The organism is Actinomadura rayongensis (genome assembly GCF_009831215.1).
Classification (GTDB): domain Bacteria; phylum Actinomycetota; class Actinomycetes; order Streptosporangiales; family Streptosporangiaceae; genus Spirillospora; species Spirillospora rayongensis.
Genome location: NZ_WUTW01000007.1, coordinates 1 through 18,788 on the forward strand (window position 1 = coordinate 1; position 18,788 = coordinate 18,788).

Here is an 18,788-nt window from a genome sequence, read left to right on the forward strand (position 1 = left end):
AGCAAGTACGACACCGGCACCAGCGAAGGCCACATCAAGGGCGTCAAGTACGAGGTCCTGAAGTGGGGCCACGGCCCCGGCAAGAAGGGCACCCCCAAGCCCCTCGGATGACCCCCCACCCCCCCAGCGCGGCCTCGGACGGCCCCACCCTCGCCGTCCGGGGTCGCTGGGGCTGCCCGGACGACCTAGCGATGAGTTTGCACGTTCCGGACAGTCCACACCAAAGGTTAAGGATGCGATGTCTCGTCCGTCACAGTCGCTTGACCTCAGCGAAGGCCGAGGTAGGACGCTGGTGACGACGAACCGGGAGGCTCCCGGCCGGACGCGAACGAGACTGTCGGACCCACCCGGAATACTGCAGACCAGCTCGAACGTTAAGAGGTCGCAAAGTGTCAGTCGCTGCAGTATTTTGCTGCGGTACTCCCGCGACCAGGTCCCTCGACCCTGCCCGCCCGCGCACCCGCGCGCGGCCCGACGATTGGAAAGTGTCTTGACCGCTCCCGCGTCCCCCTCGGCGATGGACGGCCCACCCTCCGAGGCCGCCGGCGGCGGAGGACTCGATCGCGGCGTGCTCGCCGTGGCGATGGTGGTCGTCCTCGGCGCGATCATGTCCATTCTCGACGTGACGGTCGTCAACGTCGCCCTCAAGCACCTCACCGAGGACCTCGACGCCTCGCTGGAGAAGATCCAGTGGGTCGCCACCGGGTACACGCTCGCGCTCGCGACCGTCATCCCGGTGACCGGCTGGGCGTCGGCCCGGTTCGGCACCAAGCGCCTCTACATGATCTCGATCGGCCTGTTCGTGATCGGTTCGGCACTGGCGGGCCTGGCCTGGAACGCCGAGTCGCTGATCCTGTTCCGCGTCCTTCAGGGCCTCGGCGGCGGAATGATCATGCCGGCGGGCATGACGATCCTGACGCAGGCGGCGGGTCCGAAGCGCGTCGGCCAGGTCATGAGCATCGTCGGCATCCCGATGCTGCTCGGCCCGATCCTCGGTCCGATCCTCGGCGGCTGGCTCGTCGACGACGTGTCCTGGCGCTGGATCTTCTACATCAACGTGCCGATCGGCGCGGTGGCGCTCGTGCTGTCCGCGCGGATCCTCAAGCGCGACGAGGCCCAGCCCGCCGAGCGGCTGGACTTCCTCGGGCTGCTGCTGCTGTCCCCGGGCCTCGCGGCCCTGATCTACGGGCTGGCCACCGGCGCGGCCAAGAACGACTTCGGCCGCACGGACGTCCTGATCACCGCGATCGGCGGCGCCGTCCTGGTCGTCGCGTTCATCGCCCACGCGCTGCGGCCGAGCAACGAGAACCCGCTGATCGACCTGCGGCTGTTCCGCCGCCGCGCGGTCGCCTCGGCGTCCGGCACGCTCGTGCTGTTCGCGTGCTCGGTGTTCGGCGCGATGCTGATCCTGCCGCTGTACTTCCAGCAGGTGCGCGGCGAGTCGGCGATGGCGTCCGGTCTGCTGCTGGCCCCGCAGGGCTTCGGCGCGATGGTGACGATGCCGGCCGGCGGCAAGCTCACCGACCGGATCGGCGCGGGCAAGGTCGTCATCGTCGGCCTCGTGCTCAGCATCCTCGGCGCGGCGGGCTTCGCGCTCCAGATCACCCCGGACGCGTCCTACTGGGGGATCGGCGGCGCGCTGTTCGTCATGGGCCTCGGCATGGGCATGACCATGATGCCGACGATGTCCGCGGCGATGCAGACGCTGTCGCACGCGGAGGTCCCGCGGGCGAGCACCGGCCTGAACATCCTGCAGCAGGTCGCCGCGTCCATCGGCACCGCGTTCATCGCGGTCGTGCTGACCAACCAGCTCAAGAACGAGGGCCTGGGCGGCGGCGGTGGCGGCGAGGGCGGCGGTCAGACCCTGCCGACCAACCTCCCGGCGGACGTCCTTCAGGGCATCCTCCAGAAGATGTCCAACGCGTTCCAGCACACCTACTGGTGGTCGCTGGTGCTACTGGTCGTCGCGTTCGTCCCGGCGCTGCTCATGCCGCGCCACCGGGTGGACCCGTCGGAGTCCGACGCCGGCCCGGTCGAGAAGCAGCACGTGCCGATGCACTGACGGTTCGGGCTCGTCCGGACGCCCCGTCCCTGGGAACCTTCCAGGGGCGGGGCGTCCGTCGTTTCAGGACGTCCGGTACTCGTCGCGGAGCAGCCGTTTGAGCAGCTTGCCGGTCGGGAGGCGCGGCAGTTCGGCGCGGAAGTCGACCGTGCGCGGGCACTTGTAGTGGGCGAGCCGGTCCCGGCAATGGGCGATCAGCTCGGCGGCCAACTCCGGTCCGGCGGCGGACGGGTCGGCGGGCTGGACGACGGCGTGCACGGCCTCCCCCATCTCGGCGTCCGGGATCCCGAACACGGCCGCGTCCGCGACCTTCGGGTGGACGACGAGGACGTTCTCCGCCTCCTGCGGGTACACGTTTACCCCACCGCTGATGATCGTGTGGGCGCGGCGGTCGGTGAGGTACACGAAGCCGTCCGCGTCCACGTGCCCGATGTCGCCGAGCGTGGTCCAGCCCCGGCCACAGGGGTCGCGCGCCGCCTCGGTCCCGGCCGGGTCGCCGTGGTAGGCGAACGCGGGGCCGTTGCCGAAGTAGAGCGTGCCGTCGGTACCGGGCGGGAGTTCGCGGCCGTCGTGGTCGCACACGTGGACCTCGCCGAGCAGCGGGCGTCCCACCGTGCCGGGGTGCGCGAGCCAGTCCTCGGGGCTCGCGTAGACGAAGCAGTTGCCTTCGGTACCGGCGTAGTACTCGTGCAGGATCGGCCCCCACCACTCCAGCATCCGCTGTTTGACCGGGACGGGGCACGGCGCGGCGGCGTGGATGGCGTACCGCAGCGTCGACATGTCGTAGCGGGCGCGGACGTCCTCGGGCAGCTTCAGCATCCGCACGAACATCGTCGGCACCCACTGACTGTGCGTCACGCCGTACCGCTCGATCGCGGCGAGCGCGCCCTCGGGATCGAACTTCTCCTGAACGACGACCGTCGCACCGAACCGCTGGAACGTCATGCTGTAGCGCAGCGGCGCGGCGTGGTAGAGCGGCGCGGGCGACAGGTAGACGGCGTCCTCGCCGGGCGGGAACAGCAGCGAGACGAGCTGCCAGAGCGGCCCCGGGGTCCCGAACGGGACCTCCGCCAGCGGCGGCTTCACGCCCTTGGGACGGCCCGTGGTGCCCGACGAGTACAGCATGTCCGCCCCCTCCAGCTCCCGGTCGAGCGGAAGCGGAGGATGGGCGGCCGTGCTCTCCTCGTAGGACGCGAACCCGGGCGCCGTGCCGTCGAGCATCAGCCGCAGCCGGACGCGCGGCGTCCGCTCGGCGGCGGGCGCCGCGACGTCGGCCAGCGCGGCGCTGGTGACGAAGGCCAACGCCCCGCAGTCGTCGATGATGTAGGCCGCCTCTTCGGCGCCGAGCCGCGTGCCGACGGCGGTGTAGTACAGGCCGGATCGTTGCGCCGCCCAGGTGACCGCGAGGAACAGCGGATGGTTCTCCAGCAGCAGCGCGACGTGGTCGCCGGGGCGCAGGCCGGCGGCGTGGAACAGCCGCGCGAGCCGGTTGGACGCCTCGTCCAGTTCCCGGTAGGTCACGACCCGTCCCGAGCCCGCCATGACGACGGCGGGCCGGCCGGGCGTCCGCGCGGCGATCTGCCCCAGGTCCATGTCCGGCACGGTACCCGGGCCGGCCGCCGATTGGAACGGGGTTCGGTTCAGCCCGCCGATCCGACGAGCATGTGGTCGAAGTCCCCGTCCTTGGCGCCCCCGACGAAGGCCTCGACCTCCGCGCGCGTGTAGACGAGGAACGGGCCGTCGGGATAGCGCGAGTTGCGGACCGCGATGTCCCCGCCGGGGAGTTCGGCCAGCTCCACGCAGTTTCCCCCGGGATCGCTCCGCCGGCTCTTCTGCCACACGAGGTCGGCCGGCCTGGCGGACGGCAGCTCCTGCCCCTTCATCGTGCCCCCTTCGGCGTTCCGGCTCCCGGCACCCGGGAGTCCGTGATCCCGCCCCCGCCCCACCAGGCATGGTACGAGATGCACGTGCATTCGTTCATGCATACGGTCTTGCATATGCACGACTTGGGGAGCAAGATAGCGAACGCCCGCCCCCGCTCCACCCGTTCGCCTTGGGGTTCTGACAATGATCGTTGACCAGGCACACGCCGTCGCCGTCCCCGCAGCCGACGGTCCGCGGCGGCGCCGGCATCCCGACGCCGACTACTCCGCGCCCGCCGCGTCCCCCACCCCGGTCTCCTGGAGCGCGCCCGTTCCCGAGCCCGGCCTGCGCGGCTTCTGGCCCGCCCCGCACACCGGCACGCCCGAGACCGCCCGGCTCGTCCTCGCGGGCGAGGCCGAGGCGTCGCACGAGGCCCGTACGTTCACGTCCACGACTCTGGCCGCGTGGGGACTCGCCGCGGTCTCCGACGACGCCGTCACGGCCGTCTCCGAGCTGGTCACCAACGCGCTCCGGCACGGCCTGCGCGACCTCGCCCCGGGGGCCGGACGGCGGCTGCAGCTCGTCCTGCTGCGCCACCCGCGGCGGCTCGTCGCGGTCGTCACCGACCCCGGCTCCGGACGGCCCGAGCCCGTCCTGCCGGCCGAGGACGTCTTCGCCGAGAGCGGGCGCGGCCTGCTCGTCGTCGGCGCCGTCAGCTCCGCCTGGGGCTGGGCGCCGCTCGGCAGCGGCGGCAAGGCCGTCTGGGCCGCGTTCGACCTGCCCGCCGCGTCCTGACCCGTCCCGGCCGGTGCCCGCGCGGCACCGGCCGGTTACGCGTCATCCCGCGGGCTGCGCGGCCGGGTCCTCCAGCTCGTCGAGGAAGTCCGCGGCCCAGCGGTCCACGTCGTGCTCCAGCACGCGCTTGCGCAGGACGCGCATCCGGCGGGCCTGCTCGGCGGGCTCGCAGCGGATGGCCGTCAGCAGCGTCTCCTTCAGCCCGTCGATGTCGTAGGGGTTGACCAGGAACGCGCCGCGCCGCAGCTCGGGCGCGGCCCCCGCGAACTCGCTCAGCACGAGCACGCCCCGCAGGTCCTCACGGCACGCGACGTACTCCTTGGCGACGAGGTTCATGCCGTCCCGCAGCGGGGTCACGACCATCACGTCCGCGGCGAGGAACAGTGCCGCCAGCTCCTCGCGGTCGTAGGACGTGTGCAAGTAGTGGATGACGGGCGACCCAAGCTCGGCGTGCTCGCCGTTGATCCGGCCGACCTGCTGCTCGATCTGGTCGCGCAGGAGCTGGTACTGCTCGACGCGCTCGCGGCTCGGCGTCGCGATCTGCGCGAACACCGCCTCCCCCGGCTTCAGCTCCCGGTCGGCGAACAGCTCGCCGAACGCCTGGAGGCGCTGGGTGATGCCCTTGGTGTAGTCGAGCCGGTCCACGCCGAGCAGGACGATCCCGCCGCCGAGGTCGGCGCGGATCTCGTCGGCCCGCCAGCGGACCTCCTGCCGGGAGATCAGCTCGCGCAGCTCCCCCACGTCCACCGAGATCGGGAACGCGCGCGCCCGGACCCTGCGGCCCTCCCACTCCACGTCCTGCTTGACGGTGCGGGCGTCCAGCAGACGGCGGCACAGCCGGACGAAGTTCGCCGCCGCGCCGGGGAGCTGGAAGCCGACCAGGTCCGCGCCGAGCAGCCCTTCGAGGATCTTGCGCCGCCACGGGAGCTGGTAGAACAGCTCGGGCGGCGGGAACGGGATGTGCAGGAAGAATCCGATCTTCAGGTCGGGCCGGAGCGCGCGCAGCATCGCCGGGACGAGCTGGAGCTGGTAGTCCTGCACCCACACGACCGCGCCCTCGGCCGCCACCTCGGCCGCCGCCGCCGCGAACCGCTCGTTGACGCGGACGTAGGCGTCCCACATCGCCCGGTCGTACACGGGCGGCGCTATGACGTCGTGATACAGCGGCCACAACGTCGCGTTGGAAAAGCCCTCGTAGTACAGCTCGACGTCCTCGGCCGACTGCCGGACGGGGACGAGACGCATCCCGTCCTCCACGAACGGGTCGAGGTCCTCGCCCGCCGCGCCCGACCATCCGACCCACGTCCCTTGACGGCTGCGCATGACCGGGGCGATCGCGCTGACCAATCCCCCGGGGCTGCGCCGCCATCCGTTGCCGCCCGCCACCCTGTCCACAGGCAGCCGGTTGGCCACCACCACGAACTCGCTCTCGCGCGACACCGACGACCCGCCTTTCCCAGGCACCCCTGGTGATCAATCCGTCCGGGACCGCGGTCCCGGGACTCACTGGTCATTTTGCCCCTGCCGGACGACGGGCGAGGTCAGCCGGGGGTCGCGTGCATCGGTCCGCCGGGGCGCGGGGGTATTACCCGTCCGGAACGTTCCTATGCGGCGGACCGCGTCCCACTTTGCCCCGGTTGCCAATCGGCGGTTAGCGGTGGCCGAAATCCGTGACCTGCATGGATGCTGTCCAAATGGCCGGAACCGCGGTGTGCTAGGGCGTCCGGGAGAGCGGTTGGAGCGTGCCACGGACGCCCTTCGCGGCACCGCGCGGCCCGCCGGGTTTCACGCGGGTTGTCACGGTCCGAGCGGACGGCCGGACGCGCGGTACGTGCGCGCTGACCAGGCTGTTCTGTGACGAGCACGACCGTAAATGCCCTAGAAACTGAACTTATCCGACAAAAGGTGACAGAAGTCACAAGAAGCGCCTGGCGTGCCGGCCCTTGCGGCGCGCCGGGCCGGGCGCCGTCGCGCCGGGTCTCCACTTCGGTCACAGACCGCCCGTCCGGGCCATCTCCGCTCCGGGGCCCGGCCTGTCGCTCCACCGTTTCGGACACCACTCGCCCGGGACGGCATTTCGGACAGCGAAGCGGGCGCACGGCGGCGGAGATCGACTTTCGGAACGTCCGCGTTCCTTGTAGCGTGCCGGAGGTTTCGTGAAACCCCTTCATGATCGACCGGCTCCCCGTACGGGTCAGGAGAGGACCGACGATGGTCGTCGCGACCGCCCTCGCCGCGCTCACGCTGCTCTGCCTGGCCCTGGCGCGGGTCGGCCCCGTCCGCCGTACGCCGCCCCATCCGGAGTCGCTGACGGCCGTCCTCGGCCCCGGGGACGAGGAGTACCTCGCCTGGCTCGCCGCCGAGCACTGGCCCGACGACGAGTACCTCGACCTGGAGCGGTCCTGGCGCGCCTGCGACGGCGAGGACACGGCCGATTGACGCGTGCGGGGCGTAAAGCCGGACGCGCGCACTTTGTCGGATTCCAAAGGTAAAGAATTACCCATGAACTTGCCTTTTTCGGACACCCGGCCGCACGCTGATGGACGTCCCCATCCCGGGGACACGGAGGTCCTCATGTCCGCTCGCTTCACCAAGCCGTGCACCCACCAGCCGCCGTGCCCGCCGGCCGACGGCCGCGACCGCGAGGCCGCGCGCGTCATCGCGACGCATCCCGAGCAGGGCTGGAGCCTGCTCTGCAACGGCATCGTCCTGTTCGAGGACACCGGCGAGCTGCTCCCCGACGGCCGGGCCGTGGCGCCGCACCGTCCCGCCGCCGCACCGCCGCGCTGACGCCCCGTCCCCGGCGGTCGTAGCGGGCGCTTCCCGTTCGTCTCCGCCGCCGGGCACATGTCCCAACTTCCGGGAAAGTCCGCGGAATCAGTCTCCCTCCCGTGCGGCATGTCGCGCTCCCATCCGATAGATCCGCCTAGTAGCGTTCAAGCGTTTTGCTCCTTACGCAAGGATCGCGTACGCAAGATCACGCCCCGGATACGAACGCGGAAGGACGGCGCGGTGTGATCACGGCTCTCGTTCTCGCCTCACTCGCCGGCGCGCTCGCGCTCTGGCTGCCTCGCCTGCTGCGCACCGCGCCCGCACGAGAGGAACCGGGTGGCTATCCCGAATCCATGACCGCCGAGCTGGACCCCGGCGACGAGGAGTACCTCGCCTGGCTCGCCGACCAGCTCTGGCCCGACGACGAATATCTCGACGCCGAGCCCCGGCGCGAGAACGACGGGGAGGAGTCCGGCGGGATGTTCCGCTGACGGGCCGTCCCGTCAGCGCGCGAGCGCGGGCGCGACCGCCCCGGCGAACGCGGGCAGGTACCCGTTCGCGTGGCCCTTGGCCGTCGGGTGGTAGGACGAGCCCAGCGGGACGGTCACGCCGTTGAGCCAGCCCTGGCCCGAGCACAGCTCGTGCCCGGCGAACTCGTCGCGGACGTCGGAGAAGACGAACCCGGCGCGGCGCGCGGCGGCCCCGGCGACCTGGTCCAGGGTGTCGGCCGCCGCGTTGAGGGCCGTCCGCTTGGCGTTGCCGATGCCGACGCAGCCGCTGACGATCGTGTACAGGTGCGGGTAGCCGAGCACGACGACCCGCGCGCCCGGCGACCGGCCGTGGATCGCGGCGAACAGGCCGTCCAGCCTGCCCGGCAGCGTCTCCTTGGCGAACGTCTGCGCTTTGGCGACGGCGTTCTGGCAGCTCGTCGTGGTCTGGAGCACGCACGTCTGCATGACGCCGGCGAATCCGGCGTCGTTGCCGCCGACGGTGATGCTCACCAGGTCGGTCTTCGCCGACAGGGAGCCGAGCTGGCCGCTCCTGATCGTCTCGCTCGTCGCGCCCGAGCAGGCCGCGAACGCGAACGACGAATGCGCGTGGGCCGCCGCCCAGCGCCGCGGGTAGGCGTTGGCGCTGCGCTGGCAGTCGCCGGACGCGGGGTCGTAGGAACCGGCCCCCGTCCCGGACGAGTACGAGTCGCCGAGCGCGACGTAGTCCGGCCCGGCCGCGCGGGCCTGGACCGGGACGGCGAGGGACGCGGCGAGGACCGCGGCGGTTCCGGCGGCGGCCTGGCAGAGGCGGGAACGGCGCATCGGGGCTCCGAGGGCAGGGCGGGACCGGGTCTCCTTTGGTTATAGACCGGAATGCATTTTCGCGCCGCCCCGATGACCTTGGACGTATCCTCCGGGCACATCGGTAAATAGGCGATACGCGACGAAGATCCGGTTCCCTTGAATCCGCAGGTCAGCGGGCTTATGAGCGGCGTTTCACCGGCCCGCGACCGGCACCGTCGCGCCCCCGTCGTCTCACCTTCGGGCTAGGAAAGTGTGCGCCCGCCGGACGGCCCTCGCCTGACCAGCGGCGTTCCCATCGGACGGCCCGGAACCCCCCGCGAACCGACCGGGCGCGGTGAATTCCTTTTCCCATACAGAATCGCCCGACCGACGGCTGCGGAAATGCCGTTTTCGCTTGATCGGGCTTGCGAATATGTTGTATTTTAGCCGTCAAATCAACGGATGTCATGCCTGGGAGGACCCGTCTCATGACTACGACGACGATGTCGCTCCATCGGTTCGAGTCGGGCCTCCTCCTGCTGCCGCCCCGGACCGCCGACCGCGCCCGGCGGATGCGCGCCGCCGCCACCCGGGCCCAGGCATGTCCCACCTGCGCCGCCGCGCGCACCTCCCTGGACCTGTGCTTCACCGCCGCCCAGTACGGCGACCTCGGCTGGGTCGAGCTGGCGCTTTCCGAGGCCGAGCACCACGTCGACTCAGGACGGCACCATCCGCGCTGCCCGCAGTCGCCCGAACGTCCGCCGGCCCGTCCGGCGCCGCGCGCGGGCCACCACGGCAGCCTCGCCGAGTGGGCGCGCCGCCCCGGCCCGACGGTCGCGGCGACGGACGCGTCCTGCAAGAACCGGCGCTGCGGCCTCGGCTACGTGGTCAGCGACGGACGCTGGGGCATGCACGGCTGCGTGTCGGGCCCCGGCGAACCGGCCGGCCCCGGGAACGTCCTCGTCAGCGAACTCAAGGCCGTCGCCCTGCTCCTGGACCGCGTGGAGGACGACGGCCCGCTGACGCTCCTCGTGGACAGCCTGGCCGCCCTGCGCCTGCTGCGCCGGTGGCGGTCGGGCGACGTCGAACCGATGCCGAAGGGCTACGCCCCGCACGCCCGCCGCTCGGGCGGCCCCGCCTTGGCGCGGCTGGCCGAGTCCGTGGCGGCCCGCCCCCGCCTCGGCCTCCACCACGTCAAGGGCCACGCCGGCCACCCCCTCAACGAGACGGCCGACTCCCTGGCCTCGATCGCCCGCCGCCGCCTCACCACCGCGTTCGACGCGACGACGCGCGCCGAGGAACTCGTCCGCGCCTTCCTCGCCGACTGGCACGACCACGCCGCCCACCACTCCCCCGCCGCCTGACCGCCCGCGCCGTCAGCGCGCGGACGGCCGCCACGCCGCGGTGGGCGCGACGTCCTGACCGCGGGCGCGCAGGACGTCCGCGAACGCCCGCTGCCTGCCCCGCGTCCCGTGGACGAGCATGACCCGCCGGGCCGCCGTCTCGTCCGCGATCCGGAGCAGGCCGCGACGGTCCGCGTGCGCGGACAGCCGCATCGTCGCGACCCGCGCGCGGACCGGCACGGAGATCTCGCGCCCGCCGTCGGGCAGGGCGAAGGTCCCCCCGCGCTCGGCGAGTTCGAGGAGCCGGCGGCCGGGCGACTCCTCGTCCTGGTAGCCGGAGATGAACAGCGCTCCGTCCGGTTCGGCGAGGATCCGCCGCGCCCACTGGACGGCGGGGCCGCCGGTGAGCATCCCGGACGTCGAGATGACGACCCCGCGCCGGAAGCCGGTCAGGTCGCGCGGCCGGTTCGCCACGGCGACCGCTCCGCCGAGCACGGTCAGCGGACGCGGCGTCCCGGCCGTGACCGTCTCGAACAGGGCGGCCAGCTCGGCGGCCATCCCGTCGATCCGCACCGGCACCTCCGGCGCGTGGCGGCGCAGGATCAGGGCGATCTCCTGCGCGCGGCCGAGCGCGAACGCCGGGATCAGCGCCCGTCCGCCCGCCGCGCACACCTCCCGCACGGCGCGGGTCAGGTCGCCGACGCGTTCGGCGCGGTCGTCGTGGTTCTCCGCGCAGCACGTGGACTCCAGCACGAGCAGGTCGGGTTCCCTGGCCGCCTCCGGGAGCGCGTATCCGTCCACGGTCTCCTGCCGGAACCCGGAGATGTCCCCGGTGACGACGACCCGGCGGTCTCCCGCGCGGATCACGACCCCGGCGGCGCCGAGGACGTGCCCGGCCGGGAACAGCTCGACCGTGAGGGCGCCGATCGTGCGCGCCGCGCCGAACGGCGTCGCCTCGCAGCGGCGCGCGGCGTCGGCCGCCTCCCGGGGGCCGTAGAGCGGCCCGGCGGGCTCGCCGCCCCACCGGGCCGTCTCGCGGTCCCGCAGTCGCATGAGCTTGAGCGTGTCGGCCCACATGGCGGGCATGAGCGCGGCCGTCTCCGGGGTGGCGAGCACCCGCAGGCCGGGCGAGCGCGCGACCACGGCGGGCACATAGCCGCAGTGGTCGTTGTGCGCGTGGGTGATCACCAGGCCGTCCAGGGGGCCGTCCAGCGCCCGTTCGATGTCGCGCGGCGGCGCGGCGGCCTCGCCCGGCCGCAGACCCGCGTCCACCAGGATCCGCGTGCCGCCGGCCTCGACGAGGAGGCACGAGCCGCCGATCTCCGTCCCGCCCCCGATCGGCACGACCCGCAGCCCGAGGTCGGTCACGGCCGCGCGGGCGGGCCGCGGCGCGGGCGCGATGACGGCGCGCAACCCCGCGAGGAAGGTCGCGGGCTCGATGCCCGCCGCCCGGACGGACGTCAGAAGCTCACCGCCGCGCCCCGGTTCCGACGGGTTGCGCGGGTCGCGGGACTCGGGGTCGTCCGGCCGCTCCCGGAGACGGTCGAGCAGGGCGTCGGCGAGGGCGCGCGGATCGTCCCAGCGGGCCCGCTCGGCGCGGGCGCTCCGGCGCAGGCGCGCGACGGTCTCGTCCTGCTCCTGGATCCGCGCACGGGCCTCGGCCAGCAGCCGGTCGGTCTTCTCCTTGTCGGCGCGGGCGTTCGCGAGCCGCCCCTCCGACCGGCTCAGCCGACCGCGGAGGTCGGCGATCCTGCGGTCCGCGCGTTCGGCGGCGCGGTCCGGGCGGACCCGCGCCGCCGGCGCGAACACCTCCCGCGCCGCGGTCGCCACCGCGTCGTCGGGATGCAGCAGCAGGCCGGCGAGCGCGCGGACGCGGGGCGCGGCCGAGGCGAGCCGGGCCGCCGCGTCCCGCCGCACCGCGGGGACCCGCGTCAGCGCGTCGACCAGCAGCGGCGCGCGCTCGGCGACGAGCCGGTCGGGATCGTCCGGCAGGTGCGCGGCGGCGGGCCGCGTCAGCACGACCTCGGCCACCGCGCGCAGCACCTCGGCGACCGCCGGGCGGTCCGCGGACGTCACCGGGCCTCCGCGCGGCGGGTCGCCTCGGCCAGGACGGGTTCGCAGACCAGTTTCCCGTCCTCGGGCACGAGCGCGCCGAGGACTCGGAGGGCCTCGACGACGTCGTTGATCCGCCCGTATCCGAGTTCGCCGAGCGGCCCGGCGGTGAGGTCCGGCACGGAGTCCTCGGCGTAGAGGGCGAGCAGGCCCGCCAGATCGTCGGGCGTCTCGGCTCCGCCGAGCGAGACGAGCAGCCGCCACGCGCTCCGCAGCGCCGGGTCGGCGGTCACGCCGACGTCGTCCAGCAGCGCGCCGGGGTGCTGCCGGAGCTCGTCCCGGCAGCGCTCCAGGGCCTGCTCGCGGTCGTCGCCCTCGGTGATGCGGGTGACGACCCGTCCGATCAGCGTCGGCCAGCCCCCAGTCCGGGCAAGCAGCGCCTCCTGCCCGGCCTCGTCGGTGAACTCCTGGGAGTCCTCCCACATCCACTGCCGGACGGCGGAGGCGTCGAACCGCCGGAGCCGCGTGAGGGAGACGTCGTCGCGGGCGGAGGCCCGCACCCAGGCGGGCGCCAGCGCCGGGCCGACGACGAGCACCATCGACAGCGTCCCGTTCCGGAACTCCGCCACCGTCGCCCGCGCGTCCTGGAGGCGGCGCCCGAAGTGGTCGGCGTCGCGGTTCTCGGGGACGTCGAGCACGATCAGGTTGTGGCCGTCGTGCCGGCCCGCCCGGCTGAGCGCCCCCTGCAACGTCAGCCCGCCCTGGCGGACGTGCAGGACCCGCAGTTCCGACCGGGCCGTCTCCTCGTCCTTGAGGGCGGCGGCGACCCGCTCGACGTGGAGCGCCCGCGAGCCGACCACCAGGTGCACGACGCGGGGCCGCAGCAGCCGCGCGAGCTGGTCGCTCGTCAGCGGCGAGCGTTCCGGGCCCTTCTTGTACGCGGCGCGGTAGGAGTGCGCGTCGAACTCGTCGGGCATCTCGAAGCGCCCGGCGTTCTCCAGGACCTCCTCGACCTGGTGGACGCCGCCGAGCAGGTTGAGGATGTGCGGGGTGCGGAGGTGGTACCGGTCGCCGTCGACGCTGAGGACGCCGAGGTTCACGCACTCGTCGAGCAGGCCCCGGAACCCGTCGTTGGTGCAGTTCTCGAACCCGCGCGCCCAGAAGACGTGGCACTGCTCCCACAGGTCCCGGACGCTCAGCTCGGTGTCGGCTCCGTTGGCGAGCGCGTGCAGGGCGACGGTGTAGGCGATGACCTTGTAGCGCTTGTCGAGGTTGAGCGTCCACTCGAAGCGGTCGCGGAAGCCCTCCGCCAGCTTCTTGTCCAGCCACACCGCGAGGACGTCCTCCCGGCTGATCACGTACGGCAGGTCGCGGACCGTGGCGGGGTCCCTGCGCAGTCGCGTGAGCAGGTGCTCGGCGAAGAGCTGGACGAGGGCCGGGGCGTTGTTGGCCTCGGCGATCACCCGGGCCGCGAGCGTCTCGGGGAAGACGAAGCCGAGCGCGGCGAACGGCCGGACCAGCAGGTTGAACGCGCTCTGCGGTTCGAGCGGCCCCACCGCGATCGGGGTGCCGAGGTGGGCGAGCGGCTGGTTGGGCAGGCTCTGGAACCGGGCGGTCTGGTGGAGCCCGGCGAACACGACCTTGACGCGGCGCCCGGTGTCGGACATCAGGTCGCGCAGGGCGGTCACGTCCTCGAAGCGGGCGTTGTCCGCGTCCTGGTTGAGGAACCGGTCGGCCTCGTCCAGCAGGATCAGGAGCTGCCGGTCCGCGTCGTCGGTCGCCCAGGAGCGCACCGCCTCGATGATCGGGCCGCGGCGCGTCAGCCCGGGCCGGACGACGCCGGCCTGGGCCAGGCGCTCGCCCAGCCGGGGCCACAGCGAGTTCGCGGGAACCTTGCCCACCGTCTGGATGTTCTCCAGGATCACGGTCCGCGCGGGGTCGGTGTCGCAGATGTGCCGTTCGGCCTTGCGCAGCAGCGCGGACTTGCCGAGCTGCCGTCCGCCGTAGACCACCGACGAGCCGCCCCGGTCGATGACGGCGCGGAGCTGGTCGTCGCGGCCGTAGAACATCTCGTCGGGCACGTCGCCGGACGGCGCGTAGGGGTTCGTCGCCGTGAACGGGGCCATGATCGCGACGGTCGCGGACCAGTCCTCGGGGACGCAGGCGAGATAGCCGATCGCGGCGTCGTCCAGCACGCCCGCCGTCGGCGCGGGCCGCCGCCGGGCCTCCCCGGCGAGCTGCTCGCGGTCCCCGTCGGAAAGGACGCCGAAGTACAGGATGAGGACGGTCTGCCCCTCGGGCTGCCCCTTGAGCAGTTCCACGAGCTGCTGCGGGCCGGGGCTGCGCCAGACGAGCAGCAGCCGGAGCCGGTTCCCCGACGGGCTCATCCGGCTCCCGAAGGCGGGCAGGAGCGCGGACCGGAAGTGGCGCACCTCCTCCAGGTCGATCCACAGCCGGTCCGGGGCGCTGCCCGCCTCGGTCTGCCGGGCCTCCAGCCCGACCATCTTCAGGATCGCGTCGATGGACGAGCGGAGGTTCCCCGCGCTCTTGCGGCCGTGCCGGCAGGTCCGCCAGTGCCGGAGCCCCTCGCTCGCGACCTGGCGGCTCGCGCCGCGCAGCCCGGGAATGCGGATCTCGGCGCCGGCCAGCACGCCGGCCAGTCCGGGGTCGGTCACGTCGGACCCGGCGGTGAGCGCGCTGCGCAACGCGGTGATGTACTCGTTCCCCTCGGCGTTGCGGGCCCGTCCGCCGCCCGCGAGCCGGCCGGCGAACGCGGCGGGGAACGCCGGGAAGAACCGGCGGAAGTGATCGACCCCCTCGGTGGGCTCGTGCAGCTTGTTGCCCGCTTCGAGCTGGGCGAGGAACTCGCGCGCGACCGTGAGGTCCCCGGCGTCGATCCGCTCCCTGATCCGGACGGCGTCGGCCGCGCCGATCCTGTCGTCCACCTTCTCCAGGCGGACGCGCTCGACGTCGAGCGCGACGTCCCGGTGCTCGGTCAGCTCGGCGCGCAGCGCGTCGAGTTCGGTCCGGACGCGGTCGAAGTCGATGCGGTCGTCGACGGACAGGGCGCCGAGCCGTTCCTCGGCCCGGCGCGCCTGGTCCTCGGTGAGCAGGCCGTCGCGGACCCATTCGGCGACGAGGTCGCGGGTCTCCTCGACGCGGGTGTCGCGCTCGGAGCACGCCTCCTCGACCAGCTCCGCCCGGCGGTCCGCGAGCCGTACCGCGGTCGCCTCGTCGCCGCGCTCGGCGACGACGCGGACGATCGCGGCGGTGCCCTCGTGGTCGAGGCGGCGGGCGCGCTCCTCGAACGCGGCGTCCCAGCCGGGCTCGGCGAGCGCCAGGTCGCAAAGAGTGTCGAGTTCGGGCGTCGCGCGCGGCTCCAGGGTCCCCGGTTCGAGGGCCAGCCCGCCCGCCAGGAGCAGGTCGCCGTTCAGCAGGTGGGCGACGGGCGGTTCGGCCGACGCGCGCGGCATCCCGTCGAGGAGGTCGAGGGCGTGCCCGACCAGCCGTCCGGCGGCCACCGCCGCCGCGCCGGTCAACGGGTCGGCGGCGTCCGCCAGCGCCGTGAACGCCGCCTCGATCTCGGCGCGACGGCCCCCGACGGCCTCCCGGAGCCGGTAGAGGGGGCCGGTGCGCCAGTCGTTCCCGGTGGGCTCGACGGCCGCGTCGCGCGCCGCCTCGGCCCACTCGCCCACGGTGGCGAGCGACGCGTCGATCCCGCGCAGGAGCTGCGTGCGCGCGCCCGCGATGATCCGCTTGTTCTGCTTGCTCTGCCGGACGGGCCGGAAGCCGAGGATCCGGCCGTGCGCCTCGTCGATCAGGCGGTCGGCCTCACCGGCGGCGCGCAGCCGGGCCACCTCGGCCGCGGCCTCCTCGGCCCGCGCCGCGTCGTCCTCGGCGGCGACGGCGAGCAGGCTCCCGATCGGGCCGTCCTTCTGGAGCAGCGCCTTCCACACCTCGGTGGCGCGCTGGTACTTGATCTTGCGAAGCGGCTCGACCTCCAGCATCCGGGCCGCGTCCGCGGCGGCCTCCCGCCGCGCCTCGGCGGAGCCGGCCACGCCGCGGATCCAGCCGTCGAGCCCGGGACCGAGGTAGACGCCGTCGCGCGCCGCCTGGAGGAACGCCTCGCCGCACGCCCGCAGCTCCGGGTGGTCGGAGACGAGCACGTTCAGGGTCTCCACGAGCCGCGTCGAGTCCGGCGTCGGGTTGACGAGGTTCACCCGGATGCCCGCCGCCCACGCGAGCAGGCCCCCGGCGGGGTCGTCGGCGAGCTTCTTGGCGTCGAGCGAGCGCGCCGCGGCGGTGAACTCGCCCGACAGCGGGCCGGCGAACCGGACGACGTCCCGGGCCAGGGCGGCGCACCGCCGGGCGTCGTGCTCGTGGGCGGGCCGTCCGGCGGCGGTGCGGATCCAGCCCGCGAGTCCGGGACGGCCTGCGGTCAGGGCCGCGATCTCGGCCTCCGCCGCGCGGTCGGCCCGCGGGGGCTCCGCCGGGGCGGGCTCCGCGACGGGCGGCGCCTCCGGTTCCTTCGCGGGCTGCGGCCTCTCGTCGTCCGGCCTGCGCGCGGGCGCCGTCGCGGCGATGATCTCGTCGAGTTCGGCGAGGTCGTCGGCGGCGTCCTCGGGCTCGGCGGTCTCGTCCGGCGGCGGCGCGGGACGCGTGTCCGCCTCGTCCGGCGGCGGCCCGGGCGCGGGGCGGGCGTCCGCCTCGTCCAGCGTGAGCTGCCCGAGCAGCGCGAAGTCGACGATCGCCGCGAGACGGCCGGGCAGTTCGGCACGCGCGCGGTTCGCCAGGTCCGGGAGGAGCGCGAGGTCCTCGCGTGCGCGGGCGCGCAGGAGTTCGGCCAGGGCGACGAGCCGCCGCGCGTCGGGGCCGGCGCTCATCCGGCGGATCTCGGTGACGAGCGCGGCTGCGGCCTCGGGGCCGGCGAGCCCGGCGAGCGGACGGGTCGTCAGGTCCGCGCGCAGTCCGTCGACGCGTTCGAGCAGCGCCGTCAGGTCCGGTTCGGCGTCCTCGCCCGTCAGCCGCCCGACGTCCGCCCGCGCGGCCTCGAAGTCCGCGGCGAGCCGCTGGACGACGGCCAGGTCGGCGGGGTCGGGCGCACGCAGGGCGCGCAGGAGGTCGGCCGTGCGGGAGGCCGCGTCCGCCGCCGGGCCGAACCTCGGCCGCAGTCCGGCGAGCGCCGCCGCGATCGCTTCGGGATCGTTCGTCATCGTGTACGGGCTCTCCTCGTTCGGGTGGGCGCCTCGCCGGACCAGGTCGCGCAGCACACCGACGGCGACGGGGTCTTCGGGCAGTTCGGGAACGTGGGAGCGCACGGCGCGCCAGGCGGCGCGTGCGGGCGGGTTGTCCGTGGTCGCGAGCAGGCCGAGCGCGACCACGGCGAGCGGACGATCGGCTTCGACCGTCCGGGCGAGGCTCCAGGCCAGGAGCGCGTCGGGGAGGGTCCAGCACGGCGCGGACCTCAGCCAGCGGGCCCGCCGCAGAACGCTTTCCGCGCCGGTTCCGAGGAGGTCCGCGCAGTCCGCCGCGGACAGTTCGTCGCCGTTGCTCGCGAAACCGTGGAGCGCGAAGGAATCGAGCCATCCGCGCAGCGCGTCGCGGCGCTGCGGATCCCCGCCGCGCATGACGCGCAAGAATGCCTGCGCGGTACGAATGGTGATCTTTCTGGTGCCGCCGAGACCGACGATCTGCAGCAGTGTCCGGCGGCCGATGTCGGGCAGGGAACGGAGTAAGTCCGCGGCGTCCTCGGCCGTCACCGCGGCCAGCGCCGTGTCGGCGATGCCGCCGAGATCCGGACGATCATGCAGCTCGGCCAAGCGTCCGGCCGGGGGCTCGCCCTCCTTGCATCCCGCACAACGGTGCCTGCCGCCCATAGAACCTCCGATGGACTCCGTCGATGTGTGCGCCACCGTAAACACATGGGGGACATGGTGTGATCAATACCGAAAATTTTCCCGGGCCACTTTCGGCGCCCGCTCTTGATGCCTCAATAGCGGGCGGCCGATAAGTGAATTAACGGCACACCCGTGGCCTCGCCGAATCAGCCATTGGTCCATGAACGTCACGCCTAGCCCATAAGCGGGAATCTCGGACACGAGTCCGCGGCGGGCGTTCGCCGAACGTGTCCGTGCCGGGCGCGCGCGCACGTCCTAGGCTGGCCGGATGCGGGAGATTGAGGAGTTCGCCGCCCGGTTGCGGGAGTTCGGCGCGGAGCGGGACTGGGAGCGGTTCCACACGCCGAAGAACCTGGCGATGGCGCTGGCCGGGGAGGCGGGCGAGTTGGTCGCCGAGTTCCAGTGGCTCACGCCCGAGCAGAGCGAGCGGCTGGCCGAGGATCCGGCGGCGTTCGCGCGGGTTCGGGCCGAGATCGGTGACGTGTTCGCGTATCTGACGCGGCTGGCGGACCGGCTCGGCATCGACCTGTTGGAGGCCGCGAACGCCAAGTTCGATGAGGTCGAGCGTCGTTATGACGCTGCTTCCTACCGGGGCACCGCCCGTAAGGCGCCGCCCTTGTGACGCAGGGTGGCCGGTTGTGGTGGACGGGTAAACCGGTGGGTGAGTGACGCGTCCCACAGGCGCACGGCCGTCGCGGCCGTGGCACCTCGGACACGGAACGGACCCGAC

At 73.5% G+C, this 18,788-nt stretch carries 13 protein-coding genes; 7 read left to right on the forward strand and 6 right to left on the reverse strand.

From position 1 onward, the window contains the following. Positions 1–490 precede the first annotated feature (490 nt). Positions 491–2,062, forward strand: a complete 1,572-nt coding sequence (locus GQ466_RS25155; protein WP_237418368.1) for a DHA2 family efflux MFS transporter permease subunit — start codon at positions 491–493, stop codon at positions 2,060–2,062. 63 nt (positions 2,063–2,125) lie between these two features. Here GQ466_RS25155 and GQ466_RS25160 read toward each other — a convergent pair whose 3' ends face one another. Together GQ466_RS25160 and GQ466_RS25165 are read right to left on the reverse strand one after the other, a co-directional pair. Beyond that, positions 2,126–3,655 carry an acyl-CoA synthetase gene (locus tag GQ466_RS25160; protein WP_161105519.1) on the reverse strand — a complete coding sequence of 510 codons (1,530 nt, stop codon included), beginning with the start codon at positions 3,653–3,655 and terminating at the stop codon, positions 2,126–2,128. A gap of 47 nt (positions 3,656–3,702) precedes the next feature. Next, positions 3,703–3,945 (reverse strand): DUF397 domain-containing protein, encoded by a 243-nt coding sequence (locus GQ466_RS25165; RefSeq protein WP_161105520.1) that lies wholly within the window; start codon positions 3,943–3,945, stop codon positions 3,703–3,705. 184 nt (positions 3,946–4,129) lie between these two features. On the opposite strand from GQ466_RS25165, the gene GQ466_RS25170 reads away from it, so the two are divergent. After that, positions 4,130–4,720 (forward strand): ATP-binding protein, encoded by a 591-nt coding sequence (locus GQ466_RS25170; protein ID WP_161105521.1) that lies wholly within the window; start codon positions 4,130–4,132, stop codon positions 4,718–4,720. Between the two features lie 42 nt (positions 4,721–4,762). Here the strand turns inward: GQ466_RS25170 and GQ466_RS25175 are convergent, their stop codons facing one another. Beyond that, a complete protein-coding gene (locus GQ466_RS25175; protein WP_161105522.1) occupies positions 4,763–6,160 on the reverse strand; it encodes a trehalose-6-phosphate synthase in 1,398 nt (465 codons plus the stop codon). Positions 6,161–6,931: 771 nt separating this feature from the next. On the opposite strand from GQ466_RS25175, the gene GQ466_RS25180 reads away from it, so the two are divergent. The 3 genes from GQ466_RS25180 to GQ466_RS25190 all read left to right on the forward strand — a co-directional run bounded on the left by GQ466_RS25180 (position 6,932) and on the right by GQ466_RS25190 (position 7,983). Then, positions 6,932–7,159: a hypothetical protein gene (locus tag GQ466_RS25180; RefSeq protein ID WP_161105523.1), complete on the forward strand. Its 228-nt coding sequence runs from the start codon at positions 6,932–6,934 to the stop codon at positions 7,157–7,159. A 135-nt stretch (positions 7,160–7,294) separates the two neighbouring features. Further along, positions 7,295–7,510, forward strand: a complete 216-nt coding sequence (locus tag GQ466_RS25185) for a DUF5999 family protein (RefSeq protein ID WP_161105524.1) — start codon at positions 7,295–7,297, stop codon at positions 7,508–7,510. A 224-nt stretch (positions 7,511–7,734) separates the two neighbouring features. Further along, positions 7,735–7,983, forward strand: a complete 249-nt coding sequence (locus GQ466_RS25190) for a hypothetical protein (protein ID WP_161105525.1) — start codon at positions 7,735–7,737, stop codon at positions 7,981–7,983. A 12-nt stretch (positions 7,984–7,995) separates the two neighbouring features. Here GQ466_RS25190 and GQ466_RS25195 read toward each other — a convergent pair whose 3' ends face one another. Continuing rightward, positions 7,996–8,805: an SGNH/GDSL hydrolase family protein gene (locus tag GQ466_RS25195; protein ID WP_161105526.1), complete on the reverse strand. Its 810-nt coding sequence runs from the start codon at positions 8,803–8,805 to the stop codon at positions 7,996–7,998. Positions 8,806–9,254: 449 nt separating this feature from the next. On the opposite strand from GQ466_RS25195, the gene GQ466_RS25200 reads away from it, so the two are divergent. Next, positions 9,255–10,130, forward strand: coding sequence for a ribonuclease HI (locus GQ466_RS25200; RefSeq protein ID WP_161105527.1), 876 nt, complete (start codon positions 9,255–9,257; stop codon positions 10,128–10,130). Between the two features lie 12 nt (positions 10,131–10,142). On the opposite strand, the gene GQ466_RS25205 is transcribed toward GQ466_RS25200, so the two are convergent. Then, the gene (locus GQ466_RS25205; RefSeq protein WP_161105528.1) at positions 10,143–12,185 is read right to left on the reverse strand and encodes an MBL fold metallo-hydrolase; all 2,043 of its coding nucleotides are present in this window, start codon (positions 12,183–12,185) and stop codon (positions 10,143–10,145) included. Next, positions 12,182–17,980: a hypothetical protein gene (locus GQ466_RS25210; protein WP_161105529.1), complete on the reverse strand. Its 5,799-nt coding sequence runs from the start codon at positions 17,978–17,980 to the stop codon at positions 12,182–12,184. The genes GQ466_RS25205 and GQ466_RS25210 overlap by 4 nt, the downstream gene beginning before the upstream one ends. Positions 17,981–18,326: 346 nt before the next feature. On the opposite strand from GQ466_RS25210, the gene GQ466_RS25215 reads away from it, so the two are divergent. Further along, positions 18,327–18,680: a nucleotide pyrophosphohydrolase gene (locus tag GQ466_RS25215; protein ID WP_103565022.1), complete on the forward strand. Its 354-nt coding sequence runs from the start codon at positions 18,327–18,329 to the stop codon at positions 18,678–18,680. Positions 18,681–18,788 lie beyond the last annotated feature (108 nt).

Bases quoted from the DNA above. Each gene is read 5' to 3' on its own strand.
- GQ466_RS25160 (WP_161105519.1), bottom strand. From the start codon at position 3,655: ATGGACCTGGGGCAGATCGCCGCGCGGACGCCCGGCCGGCCCGCCGTC.
- GQ466_RS25165 (WP_161105520.1), bottom strand. From the start codon at position 3,945: ATGAAGGGGCAGGAGCTGCCGTCCGCCAGGCCGGCCGACCTCGTGTGG.
- GQ466_RS25180 (WP_161105523.1), top strand. From the start codon at position 6,932: ATGGTCGTCGCGACCGCCCTCGCCGCGCTCACGCTGCTCTGCCTGGCC.
- GQ466_RS25170 (WP_161105521.1), top strand. From the start codon at position 4,130: ATGATCGTTGACCAGGCACACGCCGTCGCCGTCCCCGCAGCCGACGGT.
- GQ466_RS25195 (WP_161105526.1), bottom strand. From the start codon at position 8,805: ATGCGCCGTTCCCGCCTCTGCCAGGCCGCCGCCGGAACCGCCGCGGTC.
- GQ466_RS25200 (WP_161105527.1), top strand. From the start codon at position 9,255: ATGACTACGACGACGATGTCGCTCCATCGGTTCGAGTCGGGCCTCCTC.
- GQ466_RS25185 (WP_161105524.1), top strand. From the start codon at position 7,295: ATGTCCGCTCGCTTCACCAAGCCGTGCACCCACCAGCCGCCGTGCCCG.
- GQ466_RS25215 (WP_103565022.1), top strand. From the start codon at position 18,327: ATGCGGGAGATTGAGGAGTTCGCCGCCCGGTTGCGGGAGTTCGGCGCG.